This window comes from Aliirhizobium sp. YIM B11859 (assembly GCF_057163345.1).
On record NZ_JBXHAY010000002.1, the window covers coordinates 837,958 to 852,519 of the forward strand.

Sequence of the window (14,562 nt, forward strand, 5' to 3'; positions counted from 1 at the left end):
ACTTCTTTGAGGAATAGATTCCTCTTTCGGAGACCGCCCATGGCGCTCGGCGCATCGCAGCGGCTGAATGACGGCATCGCCGCCGTCGAAACCATGACCCGTTTCGCGCTTGCCGTGCTGGCGCTCGCTTCCGGCGTCTATACCTATCTCGGGGTGCGCTCGATCCTCGACGGCTCGCCGACCGGGGTGTTTTTTGCCGCCATCATCTATTCGGCCTCGGTTTCGGTCGGCATCTACGCCTTCTGGTCCTACATGGCGCGGTTCTATCCGCATGTGACCAGCCGGACCGGCAGGACCGGGATGCTTTTCGTCATGGCCTGCGGTGCGGCGATGATCCTTGCAATGTCGAGCTGGCTCAATGCTGCAGCACTTGCCGGCTCGGCCGCCGTCGAACAGCATCTCTCCGAGACGGTGGAAGGTTATACTGCCGATCTCGACCGCGCCCATCAGAATGCACTGGCGGCTCAAAACCTGCTGCCCGATATCCAGCGAGCTTCGGAGCGGTTCGCCCAGCTCTCCGCCGTCGAGCGCCAGTCCGGCTCGCTGACCGGCACGACAGGATCGGGCAGCGTGGTGCAGCTTCTGTCGCAGATGTCGGCACAGATGAAATCGCTCGAAGCGAATATCAACACGTCGCGCGAACAGGTGGAGGAGCTTTTCCAACAAGGCCAGAAGCGACTGGAGACGATGCGGGCGCTGGTCACCGCTCCTGGCCTCGTCGAGCCACGTGCCGACCAGTTTTCGACCGAGGCGGTGGCGCTGACCGGCATCATAGGCTCGCTGGCCCAGACCTCGATCGCGCCATCGATCCGCCGTGCCGCCGACGACCTGTCGGTGGGTTTCATTGCGCCGGTGGCCGATGGCAGCGATGCCAATCTGATCAACCGCCAGGACCAGGTGATGGCAACGGTCAGGACGTCGGTCGCAGCGCAATCCAAGGCGCTTGCCAAGGCCGCCGACGAGATCCTTGCCCGACCGCCGGTGGTCGAGCGTCGGTTCGTGCCGCTCTCTTCCGCCGAAGCCGTGCTGACCTATGCGCAGGACTTCATTCCCGCATGGGCCGGTGCGATCTCGATCGATCTTCTGCCCGGCGTGCTGGTCTTCATCCTTGCGGTCGTGCATGGCGCGATCCGCCGGCAGGAGGAAAAGCTGCCGTTTGCCGAGCGCATTACCGCTGCCGAATTGTTGAGGGCACTCGAAGTCCAGCGCGCGCTTGCCGCCCATGGCATTGATCTCGAAAAGGCCGTTGCCGAAGCGGAGATAGCCGCTGTTAAAGAGACGGACACGGCAAACGCGGAGATGAAGCGAGACGAGATAAAAGCGGAAGACGGCGACAGCCCGGAGGGGCAGAACAATATCACCACCATAGACACCCGCTCGCGTCGGGACCGGCTGCATGACGATCGCTGACGCCATCCGCCGTATCGATGACGGTATGGTGATGCGCTGTGCTTTCTATGCGCTGCTGGCCGCATCTGTAATCTTTATCGTAACCGATGTGCGGGAGATGCTGGAAGCAAAGACCGAAATTCCCGGTTTCGACCCGATGCATGAAAGCGAACCGGTATTGCCACCGGCGCTGACGGATGGACGCCCCGCCTCCCCGCCGGTGGAACCGGCAAGCCCCAGCGAGGTGTTGCGCCGGAAGATGACATTCGAGCTGAAGCCCGGCGGCGTGATGATGGCGGAGGGAACGATCGATCCTGGGGCCGGCACCCGCTTTGCCCAGGAGATCGAGGCACGCGGCGAATATGTGAAGAGCGTGCAGCTCAATTCTCCGGGCGGCTCGGTCGATGATGCGCTCGCCATGTCGGCGCTGATCCGGGAGAGGAAGCTGTCGACCAAGGTGGGTGCGCGGGCGCTGTGTGCCTCGTCCTGCCCGATCGTGTTTGCCGGCGGCGTTCAGCGGGTGGCGGAAAAGGATGCGATCATTGGTGTGCATCAGGTGTTCAACGGCAGCCGGGAGCGGCCTTCGGCCGAGCAGGCAATGTCTTCGGCGCAGGCGACGACGGCGCGGGTTGCCCGGCATCTCGAACAGATGGGGATCGGCACGGGCCTCTGGCTGCATGCGCTGGAGACACCACCGGACCGGCTCTATTATCTAAGCGAAAAGGAGATGGCGGAGTTCCTGCTGGTTACCCAGCCGATCCAGACGCCCCGCCCGGCCGGATCCAAGGCTCCGGCCAAGGGGTAAGGCGCGGATCAGGATCGGCGGCTGAGGATATAGGACGTCTGTCCGGCGACCAGCGCCAAGGCCAGCATGATGCCGGTGAAGGTAATGACCGCCGACCAGCCACCGGCGCTCCAGAACTTGCCGCCGACGGAACCGGCAATGCTTGAGCCAAGGTAATAGGCCAGCAAATAGAGCGCCGAGGCATGACCTTTGTTACCTCGCGCCAGGCGCCCGATCAGTGCGCTTGCCACCGCATGGGCCATGAAAAAGCCTGCCGTCAGCATGGCGATACCGACGATGACAAGGGGAAGCGGGGCGGCCAATGTGGTCAGGACACCGGTAAACATCAGGATTATGCCCGCCATCATTACGGGATAGCGGCCGAAACGATCGCTCAGCGTACCGCCGACCCAGGAGGAACCGACACCGAAGAGATAGGCGGTGAAGATCAGGCCAAGTTCGGTCTGGTTTAGGTTATAGGGAGCAGCGACCAGCCGGAAGCCGGCATAATTGTAGATCGTCACGAAGGAGCCCATCAGCAGGAAACCGATGACGAACAGCAATGCCAATGCAGTCTGGTTAAGATGACCGAGCCAGGCCGAGATGTGATAGCTGGCATTGGAGCGGCGCGGCTTGAAGTTGCGCGACGGCGGCAACAGGGTGAAGAAGCCGATGGCGGCGGCGATGCCGAAGACACCGATGACGCCCAGTGCTACACGCCAGGACAGGAATTCCGCCAGAATGCCGGTGAAAACACGGCCCGACATGCCGCCGAGCGCATTGCCGGCGATATAGAGGCCCATGGCGGCGCCGATGCCCTTCGGATCGATCTCTTCCGACAGATAGGCCATGGCAACGGCCGGCACGCCGCCGAGAAGCAGCCCCTCCAGCGCGCGGATGGCGAGAATGAGCGTCCAGCCGGGCATGACGGCGCAGGCGAGCGTGCAGAGCGAAGCACCCGTCAGCGAGCAGACCATCAGGCTGCGGCGACCGAAACGCTCAGATATCGCCGCTGCGCAGAAGATCGCCAAGGCAAGCAGGCCGGTGGAAAGCGACAGCGACAGCGAGCTGATGGCCGGGCTGACGCCGAATTCCTGCGAGAAGATCGGCATCAAAGGCTGCACGCAATAGAGCAGCGCGAATGTCGAATAACCGGAGAGGAAAAGGGCAAGGCTTGCCTTGCGATAACCGGCAGAGCCGCGCGTCAGGTAAAGCTTGGGAGGATCTGCTGGCGGCTCGGCTTCGAGCGGCTGGACGAGGATGATTTCGGGATCGAGTGACTGGCTGACGGCGGCGGAGGGCATGGGAAAGAGACCTTTGCAGCATGTCCTGCCCGACAGCCTCGATCGGCTTTCAGAACGGCAGGACATACCAATTTTCGAATCTCGCAGCGTCGCTTTCGCGGATAACCGGCGCGGTGTTGCGATGACTTCAATCTAGCCAGACTGCGCCTATGTGTCCAATATATGGAAGATGCGTTTGTGATAGGTTTCACATATGGAGCTAAGACATCTTCGTTATTTCGTGGCCGTGGCGGACGAGATGAATTTTACACGCGCCGCCGCAAAGCTTGGCATCGGCCAACCACCGCTCAGCCAGCAGATCCGCGATCTCGAAAACGAGATCGGTTCGCCGCTGTTTCACCGAGTACCGCATGGGGCGGAACTGACTGCATCGGGTGCCGCATTCCTGGCAGAGGCGAGGATCACGCTTGCGGCGGCGGATCGGGCAAAACTTGCCGCACAACGGGCGGCACGCGGTGAAACGGGGCGGCTGGCACTGGGCTTTACCGCGTCGGCCACATTCAATCCGGCCGTGACGGGTGTGATCCGCCAGTTTCGAGCGCGGTGGCCGGAAGTGGCTTTGTCGCTGATCGAAATGAACAGCAACCTGCTGATGGAAAAGCTGATGCGCGGCGAGCTTGATGCCGCCTTCATCAGGCCTCCCGTCGACGATCCGGCGGGTGTGCGCATCAAGCGCATGGCAGACGAACCTTTGCTGGTGGCACTTCCGGCCGGCCATCCGCTTGCGGCACAAAGCCGCGTGAAGCTGGCAAGCCTTGCCGGCGAGCCGTTCATCATCTTCCCGCGCAATATGGGTCTCAGCCTCTATACGGATATCCAGCGGGCCTGCAAGGAAGCCGGTTTCGAGCTGAACGTAACGCAGGAGGCGCCGCAGATCCCATCGGTCGTCAACCTCGTTGCAGCCGGGCTCGGTGTGTCGATCGTGCCGAAATCGCTGGCCAAGATCGAGATCGACGGCGCCGTCTTTCGTCCGATTGAAGGTCCGCCGCTGATGGCGCGGCTTGGGATCGCCGTGATGAAGGGACAGCGATCGCCGATCACACTCAATCTGTTCGGCCTGCTATAGGCCTTGTGTGGCTAGGCCTTAATCTCGCGCTCACAGAAGGTGATGCGGTTGCTGAACGGATCGATAACGGTCACTTCCAAGCCCCAATCCGCCTGTTCAAGTCCCGGCCGCATATAGGGATAATTTTTGCCGATCAGTTCCTTCTGGAAGGCTTCCGCTCCCGACATGGGTACGAAGACGCGGGCGCCCGGAGAGGCATCACCTGCATGTTCGGACAGATGGATCAGCATGCCGCTGCGCGACATCTGGCAATAGAGCGGCGCGGTCGGTGCAAACCGGTGTTCCCAATCAACCGAAAACCCAAGAAAATCCCGATAGAACTCCATCGCCTTCGTTACATCAAAGATGCGGAAGATCGGGATGGCGGGCTGGATCGTGATCGACTCCCGACGCTTTTCTGCCGGTGTGGCGGCCTCGATCTTAGCGGACAGCACGTTCCAGTCGTCATAACCGAACTGGGCGGCGACCATTTCCAGTGCCTTGCTGTGGGGAAGATCGATATCCTGTTCGGCAAGGGCGGCCTTGAGGCTCTTCGCCATCAGTTTGGCGTCGCGAAAATCGCGCATGTGGGCATCCTTTCAATGGACGAAAAGGTCGATCAGGCCCCGCATTGCTGATCCGTTCGTCATCATTGTCCGGATGGCGAGGATGAAGGTCGGGTGGATGCATTCACCATGGCGAACGTGCCGCGGGCGGCTGGCCGCATCCGGCCATCGCCGATTGGTAACGCAGGGCCGCGCGCCGATCAAGCGATGCGGGAACCTGTTCACCACGCGACGGATAAGACGATTGCAAGTTGAAGGTCAAAACCTTAGCTTCCGGCCAATCGGCAGGCAGGCCCGGCAAGCAGGCCCGACAACCAGGCAAGATCATGGAACTGAACGGCAAGCGCATTCTCCTTATCATCTCCGGCGGGATCGCGGCCTATAAAAGCCTCGACCTGATCCGTCGCCTGCGCGAGCGCGGCGCCGAGGTGCGGCCGGTGATGACGAAAGCGGCGCAGGAATTTATCACACCGCTTGCCGTCGGCGCGCTGTCGGCCAGTCATGTCTATACGGATCTTTTTTCCCGCGAGGACGAGCAGGATGTCGGCCATATCCGGCTGGCGCGCGAGTGCGATCTTATCGTCGTGGCGCCGGCAACCGCCAACCTGATGGCGAAGATGGCGAGCGGGCTTGCCGACGATCTGGCGAGTGCAGTGCTGCTCGCCACCGATCGCCCGGTCCTGCTTGCACCGGCGATGAACCCGAAAATGTGGGCCGCTGCGCCAACGAAACGCAATGTCGCAACGCTTGCGGGCGACGGCATCACTTTTATCGGCCCGGTGGCCGGCGAGATGGCGGAAAGCAACGAGGCGGGCGTCGGCCGGATGGCCGAACCGTTGCAGATCGTTGCCTCCGTGATCGAGATGCTTGATGGCGGGGCAAAGCCACTCAAGGGACGCAGCGCGATCGTCACCTCGGGGCCGACGCATGAGCCTATCGACCCGGTGCGCTATATCGCCAACCGTTCCTCGGGCAAGCAGGGACATGCGATCGCCGCTGCTCTCGCCAAGCTCGGGGCCGAGGTCACGCTCGTTTCTGGTCCAGTGACGATCCCCGACCCCGCCGGTGTCACGGTCGTGCATGTGGAGCGGGCAGACGAGATGCTGGAAGCGGTGATGGCCAGGCTGCCAGCCGATATCGCCGTCATGGTGGCCGCGGTTGCTGACTGGCGGGTTGCGGCATCGGCCGGGCAGAAGATCAAGAAACGGCCGGGTGAGGCCCCTGCCCCGCTACAATTGGCAGAAAACCCGGACATTCTGAAAACTGTTGGTCATCATGTGAAACGGCCGAAGCTGGTCGTGGGCTTTGCGGCGGAAACCGAAAATGTCGAAACCAACGGCCGCGCCAAGCTGGAACGCAAGGGAGCCGACCTGATCGTCGCCAACGATGTTTCGCCGGAAACCGGCGTGATGGGGGGTGATCATAACCGGGTCAAGATCATCTCGGCCGGCAGGATCGACGAATGGCCGGACATGACGAAAGAAGACGTTGCCGAAAAGCTGGCGGCGCTGATCGCTGCCACGATCACATCCTGACGCCGGAGAATGTCCATGAACCCGTTTGATCGAAAGGGTTTCGACGGTCTTGTTCTGAGCCTGCCCGGAACATCCTTCGTCGACCAATGGGATTCGCATGTCGCCAAGGTGGGGAACAAGGTGTTCACGCTCCTCCATGAGGGAGACGATGCCTCGATCGTAGTGAAATGCACGGAAGAAAGTTTCGAGATCCTGACGGCGCTCGAAGGGATCGACCAGGCACGTTATTTTGCCAAGCGCAAATGGATGGAAATACGTGCCCTTTTGCCGCTATCTCAGGAAGAGGTCGCGTATTACCTCACCCGTTCCTATGAACTGGTGGCTGCAGGCTTGACGAAGAAACTGCGGCAGGAACTCGGGATCGTGCTTCCGATTGCCTGAAGGTCAGGCTGCTTCGGCAAACAGTTTTGGCTGGAACAACAGCGCCTGCATGCCATCCGGACAGACTTTTACGGCGCTGCCATCGGGGATCTCCACCCAGGTATCGGCCTCGTCGTTCAAGGGTTCGGAGACGAGGCAATAACCGCTGCGCGCACCGGCCGAACCGCCCATGGGGGCAGCATACAACGTCGGCGGCTTGTGGTCGGTGGCGTAACGCACGGCATAAAGCTGTTCGCCATCGGAGAAACAGGATGTGAAGCGCACCAGCGCCTCGCCTGATTTTTCCATCGACAATGCCTCTACGGTAGCGACCGCCTTTTCCATCGCACCGAGCGGATCGACGTCGAGACCGAATTGCAGGGCAAGCAGGAAGATCATCTCGCTGTCGGTCGTGCCGGTGCGGGCGCTGAACAGTTCGTCGGAGAGCAGGCTCTCCATGCCGCGGCGGATGCGGTCGAAATTGGCGATCTGGCCATTGTGCATGAAGGACCAGCGGCCATGGACGAAAGGATGACAGTTGTCGCGACGGGTGGCGCCCGTCGTGGCGGCTCGAACATGGGCGAGAAACAGAGGCGAGCGGATCTGCCGCGCCAGGCTTCTCAAATTGCAGTCGGACCAGGCTGGCAGGACATCGCGGTAGCGGCCGGGCTCTGGCCTGTCGCCATACCAGGCGACACCGAAACCATCGCCATTGGTGGCTGTCTTGGCGCGCGTGGCGCAATGGGATTGCTCGATCAGGGAATGCGCCGGCGATGAAACAAGCTCTTCGAGATAAAGCGGTTCGCCTCTATAGGCTGCCCAACGGCACATTGGTCCTGTCACTCCGGTCTGTTTCGGCAGCGAATAAGCCGCACTTCAAGCAAAGGGTCGATTCATTCGCCTAATGAAGGATTAAGCTACCAGTATTCGTGACATTTTTGCGACTGCGAAGAGATCACGTTTTGCAACGCACATTAAGAATCTTGGCTGCCATCATCCATTCGGACGATACCGTACAGACGGACCCATTTGCGGCCATTCCATGGCATGAAGGGTTGCCGCATCGGGCTCGAGGCCTAGATAGCTATCCATGTCGCAGCAAACACAGTCCAGGTCCGCCGTTACTTCGGCCGATGCCTCGCCGTCCGAAAACGGACTTTTGGATCTGCTCAGGGATTTTGATCGCTGGGCGCTGTTTCTCGATATCGACGGGACGTTGATCGACCTGGCCGCCACGCCGGACGGGATTGTCGTGCCGGAAGGGCTTCCAGCCGACCTCGACAGCCTGTCGCAAAAACTGCGCGGCGCACTGGCGCTCGTTACAGGCCGCGCCCTGCCCTATGCGGACAGACTTTTTGCGCCCTACCGTTTTCCGATCGCCGGACTGCACGGGGCGGAGCAGCGCATGGCGGACGGCACAATCGACCGGGTGGAGGTAACACCCCAGTTCGAGGTGCTGAAGGCACGTCTTTTCGCCGAGACTGCCCAATGGCCGGGTGTTCTGATCGAAGACAAGGGGGCGGCGGTCGGCGCCCATTATCGCCAGGCACCGGAGCGGCAGGCGGATCTTGAAGCGTTGATGGAAGACGCGGCCGGCGAAGCGGGTGACGCGTTCACCCTGCAGCGCGGCAAGATGGTGATAGAGCTTCGACCGGCCCGCGCCAGCAAGGGGGAGGCATTGCGCGCCTATCTCGCGGCAGCGCCATTTGCCGGCCGGTTGCCGGTTGCGATCGGCGACGACCTGACGGACGAGGCGATGTTTGCGGCCGCCAATGCGCTTGGCGGCCACTCGGTGCGGATCGGCGAACGCACATTGCCTGACGGTACGCCGACACAGGCGGCGATGCTGCTTTCTTCCGCCGCCACACTTCGTGACATTCTGGCCGGCCTCGCGCGCTGATGTGCCCGGCCGACATTTATTTTATTCTTGAAAGGAATTTGCCTTGAGCCGACTTGTGGTCGTTTCGAACCGTGTCACCGTTCCGAAAAAGGCGGGTGATGCACCGGCCGGCGGGCTTGCCGTTGCATTACAGGCAGCGCTTGAAGAGCGCGGCGGCATCTGGATGGGCTGGTCCGGCAATTCCAGCGGCGAGCGCGAGCCGGAAAAGCTGGATATTCTCGAACACGGCAACATCACCTATGCCCTGACCGATCTGACCGATACCGATGTCGAGGAATATTACCACGGTTTTGCCAACCGGGTTTTATGGCCGATCTGCCACTACCGGCTGGATCTCGCCGAATACGGCCGCAAGGAAATGGCCGGTTACTTCCGCGTCAACCGCTTCTTCGCCCACAAGCTGGCGCCGCTTCTCAAAGAAGATGATATCATCTGGGTGCATGACTATCATCTGATCCCGCTGGCCGCCGAGCTTCGGCAGATGGGTTTCAAGAACAAGATCGGTTTCTTCCTGCATATCCCGTGGCCGCCGGCAGACGTATTGTTTGCCATGCCCGTTCACGAGCAGATCATGCGCGGGTTGTCGCAATATGATCTCGTTGGTTTCCACACCGATTTCGATCTAGACAATTTCGGTGGCGGACTGGTGCGCGAAGGCATCGGCGAGCGGCTTGAGGGCGGCAAGAAGTTCTCGACGTATGGCCGGACCTTCAAGGGCGGCGCCTATCCGATCTCGATCGAAACCGAAGCTTTCGCCAAATATGCGGTGAAGGCCTCACGCAATACGATGGTGAAAAAGGCAAAGGAAAGCATCGAGGGCCGCGACCTGATCATCGGCGTCGACCGGCTCGATTATTCCAAGGGCATCACCCAGCGTATCGATGCGTTCGAGCAGTTCGTGCGTTTGAACCCGGGATATCAGAACAAGGTGACCTATCTGCAGGTCACACCGAAGTCCCGCTCGGAAGTGCCCGAATACGAACAGATGCAGCGAACCGTCGCCGAACAGGCAGGCCGCGTCAACGGCGCACTGGGACAGGTCGACTGGACGCCGATCCGCTACGTCAACCGCTCGGTGCCGCGGCCGCTGCTTGCCGGTCTTTACCGTCTGGCAAAGATCGGACTCGTCACGCCACTGCGCGACGGCATGAACCTTGTCGCCAAGGAATATGTCGCAGCGCAGGACCCGGAAGATCCCGGCGTGCTTGTTCTCTCGCGATTTGCAGGTGCCGCGCGCGAGCTTTCCGGCGCGCTGCTGGTCAACCCATATGACATCGAAGGCACGGCGCATGCGATTGCCCGCGGGCTCACCATGTCTCTCGATGAGCGCAAGCAACGCTGGGAGAAGATGATGAACCATCTCCTCGAATATGACATCAACCGCTGGTGTGACGATTTTCTCAACGACCTCACGACGGAGTAACGTCACGGGGGTGTTGAAAGAACGCGTATCGCGTATTGTGCTGTAATCATGACCTGAGGAGATCTTATGAAAATCAGCGCACGCAACCGTTTCAAGGGCAAGGTCATCGAGGTGACGAAGGGTGCCACGACGGCACATGTCCGCATCGATCTCGGCAACGGCCTAGTCGTCACATCGTCGATCACCAACGAAGCCGTGGACGAGCTCGCTCTCGCCGTCGGGAGCGATGCCTATGCGGTGATCAAGGCATCCGACGTGATGGTCGCCATCGACTGATTGCCAGCCAATACCAGTTGAGGGGCGGAGACGGCTCCGCCTCTCAGGTGGGTTTGCTGCTTTTACGCGTAGACCTTGAGATTGTATTGTTTCAGCGGCTCGGCAAGGATCTCCTTGTGGATCTCGACAAGCGCCTGAAGGTATGGCTGGGCGAAATGTGCGTCGAGCGCGGCCTGATCCCGCCAGCTTTCACGAATGAAGAATGTTCCCGGTGCATCGATATCCTCATGCACGACGAACTGGACGCAGCCCTCCTCAGCCCTTGTCGGCTCGACGATGGCAAGCGTTGCCTCACGAAGCTGGTCTTCCTTGCCCGGCCTGGCGCGGAAGGCAAAAATGGCTTCAATCATTTGATTGCTCCTGAAATGTGAATGACGTTCCGCGAAACGCGGAAATGGCCAGTATGTGCCACCCCGGCAGAGGGGATCACGAAGGCGCAACGTTCAACAGACGAGAGGTTGTAAATGCGACAGGGCTTCCGACTGCTGGCAGCAAGTTTCCGGCGGAAACATGATCGGTATCAGCGCAGGAGCCGTTCGGGCCGGATTACGCCCCAGCCTTTTGGCAATAATGTGCCGTCGCGATAGTCTCATCCGTCTCGAAATCACCCTTTTGCGGCGGTGCGATCGGCTTGAACAAAATGCGGTCCGGCTTGAGGTCGAGGAGCGGCGTACCGTCAAGGCAATCGAGGCCACGCACCAGAAGCACATTACCCTCAACGCCTTCCAGCTTGACAATGGAGGTGCCGATCGGGTTCGGCCGCACCGGCGAGCGAAGCGAAAAGGTGCCGTGCACCTTGCCGTTGCTGGCGGGGCTCTGCAGAACAAGATCGCGGCGCGACTGGTGCAGCCAGTAGAGGATTTCCAGCCTTTCGAACGCTTCGACGCCTGCAAGTGCGGGAACCCAGGGCTCATAAATCTCGATGCGGCAGAGCGGTCCGTCATGGCGGCCCTGACGCGGTGTTTCCAGGCGGGATGTCCAGGGTGTCGAGATCCGGCCGATAAAGGTCAGCCCGGCATCGGTCGGTGCGGGGGCTGCGACCTGCAACTCGTTCTCGCGGATTTCGTTTTCACGCACCATTTTCAATCTCCCGTGTCGAGACGCGGCGAACAGAGCTGGAAACTGCCACCCGGCAGCACGCCCATAACCACGTCGATATCATAAAGCTGCTTTACCCGCTGTGCCGTCAAAACTTCCGTCGGCTTTCCAAATCCGGCCAGAACGCCCTCATGCAACAGGGCAACGCGGTCGGCGACCATGAAGACGTGATCGGGGTTATGGGTGGACAGCACGATTGCCATGCCTTCCTGCGCCAGCTTGCGGACATGCGACAGCACCCGCATCTGGTTGCCATAGTCGAGGCTGGCAGTGGGCTCGTCCATCACCAGCACCTTGGGCTCCTGCGCCAGCGCCCGCGCTATCAGCGCCATCTGCCGCTCGCCGCCTGAAACCTCGGTATAAGGCCGCTGCGACAGATGCGTCATGCCAAATCTGTCTAGCGCTGCTGTGGCTATCTCGCGATCCCTTCGTCCTGGCGCAGAGAAAGGCGCCACGTGAGCTGCGCGTCCCATCAGCACCACATCGAGCACAGTGAAGGGAAACAGGGCTGCATGCGCCTGGGGAACATAGGCGAACTTTGTTGCCCGCTGCGACCGCGTCAATTCGTCGAGCCTTACGCCGTCGAACAGGACGGATCCCTGCTGCGGCGGCAACAGGCCGAGCATGGTCTTGAACAGCGTTGTCTTGCCGGCACCGTTCGGACCGAGCAGCGCCAGAATTTCACCTGGACGAAGCGTCAGACTAACACCGTGGCCAACAGTGCGGGCGCCATAACCAAAGGCGAGATCGCGCAATTCCAGCATCAGGACCAGCCCCGTTTTGCGGACGCAAGCAGCCAAAGGAAAAAAGGAGCCCCGACCACGGCAGTCAGTATTCCAAGCGGGATCTCGGTGAGCGCGATGCTGCGTGCCAGGGTGTCCACGACCAGCATATAACCCGCACCAAGCATGATCGACGCCGGCAGCAGGCGGCGGAAATCCGGACCGACCAGCAGACGCGCGATATGTGGGATAACAAGGCCGACCCAACCGACAATGCCGGCAATCGACACAGAGGCGGCGGTGATCAACGTGGCGCCGGCAATCAGGGCAAGACGGGTCATGCGTGTGTCGAGGCCGAGCGTCTGCGCCTCCTCGTCCCCGAGCGTCATCACGTTCATGCGCCAGCGCAACAGGATGAGCGGCAAAAGACCGAGGATCATCGCCGGCAGGATCGAGGCGACATCGGTGCGGGAGACGGCGGAAAGGCTGCCAAGCAGCCAATAGGTGATGGCAGGAAGCTGATCGTAGGGGTCGGCGACAATCTTTATCAGCGAAATGCCGGCACCGACGACGGCGCCGATCGCCACGCCGGCGAGAACCAGTGTCAACGCCGGATCGCGACCGCGCACCGCGGCCCCCACGGCATAAACCGCGCCAACCGCCAGAAGCCCGCCGCAAAAGCCCATTGCCTGGATCACCGGCACCGGCAGCTTGAGGAAAATGGCCAGCACCGCGCCGAGGCTTGCTCCGGCAGAAACGCCGAGAATGTCGGGCGAGACGAGAGGATTGCGGAACAGGCCCTGATAGGTGGCACCGGCTGCCGCAAGGGCTGCACCGATCAGCAGGCCCGCCGCGACACGCGGCAGGCGCACGTTCCAGATCACCGTCTGCTGGATCGGATCGACGTCCGCGTTCCCGCCGGTCAGACCGCCCAGCAATACCCGCAGGATAGTCGAGGGTGGGACTGAATATTTGCCGATCGCCATAGACACAATCGCCAGCAACACGAGACAGGCCGTGCCGATTGCAACCAGCTTCCAATTCCTGCGGTCGGGGTCGGCTGCATGTTGCATCAGGGTTTTGACATCGCACCCGTCAGGAGCGTGTCGATCTGCGCATCCGACACGTCGACCTGATAGAAAAGTTTGAAGAACTGCTTTGCATCAGCCCTCAGGTCGACATCGAAGCCTTTCGGGTATAGCAGCGCTTCCAGCCAGCGGATGCCAATCAGGCGGTTGATGCCCGGTGGGGAATCGAACCAGCCGAAGGGCAGCGATGGGGCCGCAAAAACCTTGCCTTCCTTGACCGCAATCACGCTTGCCCAGTTCGGATCAGCCTTGACGGCTGCGGCGAATTTCGGGCTGGCGGCAAGAACGACGTCCGGATTCCAGCCGAGCACCTGTTCCAGCGAGACATTGGTCAGCCCGCCCTTTCCGCCTGCCGCCGCGACATTGACCGCCCCGGCCACGTCCAGAATTTCGGTGTTGATGGAACCGGCAAGCCCCGTCTCCAGCCCTTCCGGGCCGCGACCGTAATAGACTTTCGGTCGTTCACCGGCCGGCACCTTGTCGAGACCGTCCTTCAATGTTTTCAGTGTGGTTTCGGCATAGGCCGCCAGTTCACCGGCGCGCGGCGATACGCCGAGCAATTCACCGACCTGCCTCAAAGTTTCCGGCGTCCTGGCAAAGCGGCCGTCGATCAGCACGTAAGGAATGCCGGTCTGCTGCTGCACCTTGTCGGCTAGCGAGATATAGGTCGGATTGACGGTGCCGACATCGATGATCAGATCCGGTCTGGCGGCGATCACCGCCTCCATATTGGCGGTGCCCCCTTGCCCGGTCAGCCGGCCGTAAGTCGGCAGGCCGCGGACGGACGGAACCAGAAACTCCTTCTCCTGCACGCTCGGTTCACGCACCCATCCGGTCAGCTTTTCCGGTGCCAGAACATAGACCAGAACAGAAGCAGGCGGCCCGGCAGTCAGCACGCGGGTGACATGATCGGGTATTTCGACCGTGCGGCCGCCGGCATCGGTGAATGTCCGCGCCAGGGCGCAACCCGAAAAGGCGACCAGAAACATAAACGTAACGGCGCCAACCAATTTCAGCACGATTGAACCTCCCAATGGATCAGGGGCTACTATTGCATGGCGAGATATCTGCT

General features: G+C 61.0%; 16 protein-coding genes. 8 read left to right on the plus strand and 8 right to left on the minus strand.

The window, feature by feature from the left end; genetic code table 11:
* Positions 1-39 precede the first annotated feature (39 nt).
* Positions 40-1,410 carry a hypothetical protein gene (locus tag AC2GXZ_RS10255; RefSeq protein WP_483759042.1) on the plus strand — a complete coding sequence of 457 codons (1,371 nt, stop codon included), beginning with the start codon at positions 40-42 and terminating at the stop codon, positions 1,408-1,410.
* Positions 1,397-2,194, plus strand: coding sequence for a COG3904 family protein (locus AC2GXZ_RS10260; RefSeq protein WP_483759043.1), 798 nt, complete (start codon positions 1,397-1,399; stop codon positions 2,192-2,194). Before AC2GXZ_RS10255 ends, AC2GXZ_RS10260 begins: the two co-directional genes overlap by 14 nt.
* 8 nt (positions 2,195-2,202) lie before the next feature.
* Here the strand turns inward: AC2GXZ_RS10260 and AC2GXZ_RS10265 are convergent, their stop codons facing one another.
* Positions 2,203-3,477, minus strand: a complete 1,275-nt coding sequence (locus tag AC2GXZ_RS10265; RefSeq protein ID WP_483759044.1) for an MFS transporter — start codon at positions 3,475-3,477, stop codon at positions 2,203-2,205.
* Between the two features lie 193 nt (positions 3,478-3,670).
* Here AC2GXZ_RS10265 and AC2GXZ_RS10270 point away from each other — a divergent pair, with 193 nt between their 5' ends.
* Positions 3,671-4,543, plus strand: a complete 873-nt coding sequence (locus AC2GXZ_RS10270; protein WP_483759045.1) for a LysR family transcriptional regulator — start codon at positions 3,671-3,673, stop codon at positions 4,541-4,543.
* Between the two features lie 11 nt (positions 4,544-4,554).
* Here the strand turns inward: AC2GXZ_RS10270 and AC2GXZ_RS10275 are convergent, their stop codons facing one another.
* Positions 4,555-5,109 carry a glyoxalase superfamily protein gene (locus AC2GXZ_RS10275; RefSeq protein ID WP_483759046.1) on the minus strand — a complete coding sequence of 185 codons (555 nt, stop codon included), beginning with the start codon at positions 5,107-5,109 and terminating at the stop codon, positions 4,555-4,557.
* A gap of 305 nt (positions 5,110-5,414) precedes the next feature.
* Here AC2GXZ_RS10275 and coaBC point away from each other — a divergent pair, with 305 nt between their 5' ends.
* Together coaBC and AC2GXZ_RS10285 are read left to right on the plus strand one after the other, a co-directional pair.
* On the plus strand, positions 5,415-6,623 hold the full coding sequence (coaBC, locus tag AC2GXZ_RS10280; protein ID WP_483759047.1) for a bifunctional phosphopantothenoylcysteine decarboxylase/phosphopantothenate--cysteine ligase CoaBC: 1,209 nt from the start codon (positions 5,415-5,417) through the stop codon (positions 6,621-6,623).
* Positions 6,624-6,638: 15 nt separating this feature from the next.
* Complete coding sequence (locus AC2GXZ_RS10285; RefSeq protein ID WP_483759048.1) at positions 6,639-7,004, plus strand: MmcQ/YjbR family DNA-binding protein; 366 nt, start codon at positions 6,639-6,641, stop codon at positions 7,002-7,004.
* Between the two features lie 3 nt (positions 7,005-7,007).
* Here the strand turns inward: AC2GXZ_RS10285 and AC2GXZ_RS10290 are convergent, their stop codons facing one another.
* Entirely contained in the window at positions 7,008-7,814 is an 807-nt protein-coding gene (locus AC2GXZ_RS10290) for a class II glutamine amidotransferase (protein WP_483759049.1), read from the minus strand.
* A 259-nt stretch (positions 7,815-8,073) separates the two neighbouring features.
* Here AC2GXZ_RS10290 and otsB point away from each other — a divergent pair, with 259 nt between their 5' ends.
* From otsB to AC2GXZ_RS10305, 3 genes are all read left to right on the plus strand, one after another.
* Entirely contained in the window at positions 8,074-8,883 is an 810-nt protein-coding gene (otsB, locus tag AC2GXZ_RS10295; protein ID WP_483759050.1) for a trehalose-phosphatase, read from the plus strand.
* Between the two features lie 43 nt (positions 8,884-8,926).
* Positions 8,927-10,306 carry an alpha,alpha-trehalose-phosphate synthase (UDP-forming) gene (gene otsA / locus AC2GXZ_RS10300; protein WP_483759051.1) on the plus strand — a complete coding sequence of 460 codons (1,380 nt, stop codon included), beginning with the start codon at positions 8,927-8,929 and terminating at the stop codon, positions 10,304-10,306.
* Positions 10,307-10,372: 66 nt separating this feature from the next.
* A complete protein-coding gene (locus tag AC2GXZ_RS10305; protein WP_483759052.1) occupies positions 10,373-10,582 on the plus strand; it encodes a TOBE domain-containing protein in 210 nt (69 codons plus the stop codon).
* A gap of 62 nt (positions 10,583-10,644) precedes the next feature.
* Here the strand turns inward: AC2GXZ_RS10305 and AC2GXZ_RS10310 are convergent, their stop codons facing one another.
* The 5 genes from AC2GXZ_RS10310 to AC2GXZ_RS10330 all read right to left on the minus strand — a co-directional run bounded on the left by AC2GXZ_RS10310 (position 10,645) and on the right by AC2GXZ_RS10330 (position 14,509).
* Positions 10,645-10,932 (minus strand): putative quinol monooxygenase, encoded by a 288-nt coding sequence (locus AC2GXZ_RS10310; protein ID WP_483759053.1) that lies wholly within the window; start codon positions 10,930-10,932, stop codon positions 10,645-10,647.
* A gap of 196 nt (positions 10,933-11,128) precedes the next feature.
* Complete coding sequence (gene tsaA, locus AC2GXZ_RS10315) at positions 11,129-11,662, minus strand: tRNA (N6-threonylcarbamoyladenosine(37)-N6)-methyltransferase TrmO (RefSeq protein WP_483759054.1); 534 nt, start codon at positions 11,660-11,662, stop codon at positions 11,129-11,131.
* 2 nt (positions 11,663-11,664) lie between these two features.
* A complete protein-coding gene (locus tag AC2GXZ_RS10320) occupies positions 11,665-12,447 on the minus strand; it encodes an ABC transporter ATP-binding protein (protein ID WP_483759403.1) in 783 nt (260 codons plus the stop codon).
* A complete protein-coding gene (locus tag AC2GXZ_RS10325; protein WP_483759055.1) occupies positions 12,444-13,475 on the minus strand; it encodes a FecCD family ABC transporter permease in 1,032 nt (343 codons plus the stop codon). The genes AC2GXZ_RS10320 and AC2GXZ_RS10325 overlap by 4 nt, the downstream gene beginning before the upstream one ends.
* Complete coding sequence (locus AC2GXZ_RS10330; RefSeq protein WP_483759056.1) at positions 13,475-14,509, minus strand: iron ABC transporter substrate-binding protein; 1,035 nt, start codon at positions 14,507-14,509, stop codon at positions 13,475-13,477. Before AC2GXZ_RS10330 ends, AC2GXZ_RS10325 begins: the two co-directional genes overlap by 1 nt.
* Between the last annotated feature and the right edge of the window lie 53 nt (positions 14,510-14,562).

Excerpts from the sequence above, each read along its gene's own strand:
- AC2GXZ_RS10255 (WP_483759042.1), top strand. The coding sequence starts at position 40 with ATGGCGCTCGGCGCATCGCAGCGGCTGAATGACGGCATCGCCGCCGTC.
- AC2GXZ_RS10260 (WP_483759043.1), top strand. The coding sequence starts at position 1,397 with ATGACGATCGCTGACGCCATCCGCCGTATCGATGACGGTATGGTGATG.
- AC2GXZ_RS10265 (WP_483759044.1), bottom strand. The coding sequence starts at position 3,477 with ATGCCCTCCGCCGCCGTCAGCCAGTCACTCGATCCCGAAATCATCCTC.
- AC2GXZ_RS10270 (WP_483759045.1), top strand. The coding sequence starts at position 3,671 with ATGGAGCTAAGACATCTTCGTTATTTCGTGGCCGTGGCGGACGAGATG.
- AC2GXZ_RS10275 (WP_483759046.1), bottom strand. The coding sequence starts at position 5,109 with ATGCGCGATTTTCGCGACGCCAAACTGATGGCGAAGAGCCTCAAGGCC.
- coaBC (WP_483759047.1), top strand. The coding sequence starts at position 5,415 with ATGGAACTGAACGGCAAGCGCATTCTCCTTATCATCTCCGGCGGGATC.
- AC2GXZ_RS10285 (WP_483759048.1), top strand. The coding sequence starts at position 6,639 with ATGAACCCGTTTGATCGAAAGGGTTTCGACGGTCTTGTTCTGAGCCTG.
- AC2GXZ_RS10290 (WP_483759049.1), bottom strand. The coding sequence starts at position 7,814 with ATGTGCCGTTGGGCAGCCTATAGAGGCGAACCGCTTTATCTCGAAGAG.
- otsB (WP_483759050.1), top strand. The coding sequence starts at position 8,074 with ATGTCGCAGCAAACACAGTCCAGGTCCGCCGTTACTTCGGCCGATGCC.
- AC2GXZ_RS10305 (WP_483759052.1), top strand. The coding sequence starts at position 10,373 with ATGAAAATCAGCGCACGCAACCGTTTCAAGGGCAAGGTCATCGAGGTG.
- AC2GXZ_RS10310 (WP_483759053.1), bottom strand. The coding sequence starts at position 10,932 with ATGATTGAAGCCATTTTTGCCTTCCGCGCCAGGCCGGGCAAGGAAGAC.
- tsaA (WP_483759054.1), bottom strand. The coding sequence starts at position 11,662 with ATGGTGCGTGAAAACGAAATCCGCGAGAACGAGTTGCAGGTCGCAGCC.
- AC2GXZ_RS10325 (WP_483759055.1), bottom strand. The coding sequence starts at position 13,475 with ATGCAACATGCAGCCGACCCCGACCGCAGGAATTGGAAGCTGGTTGCA.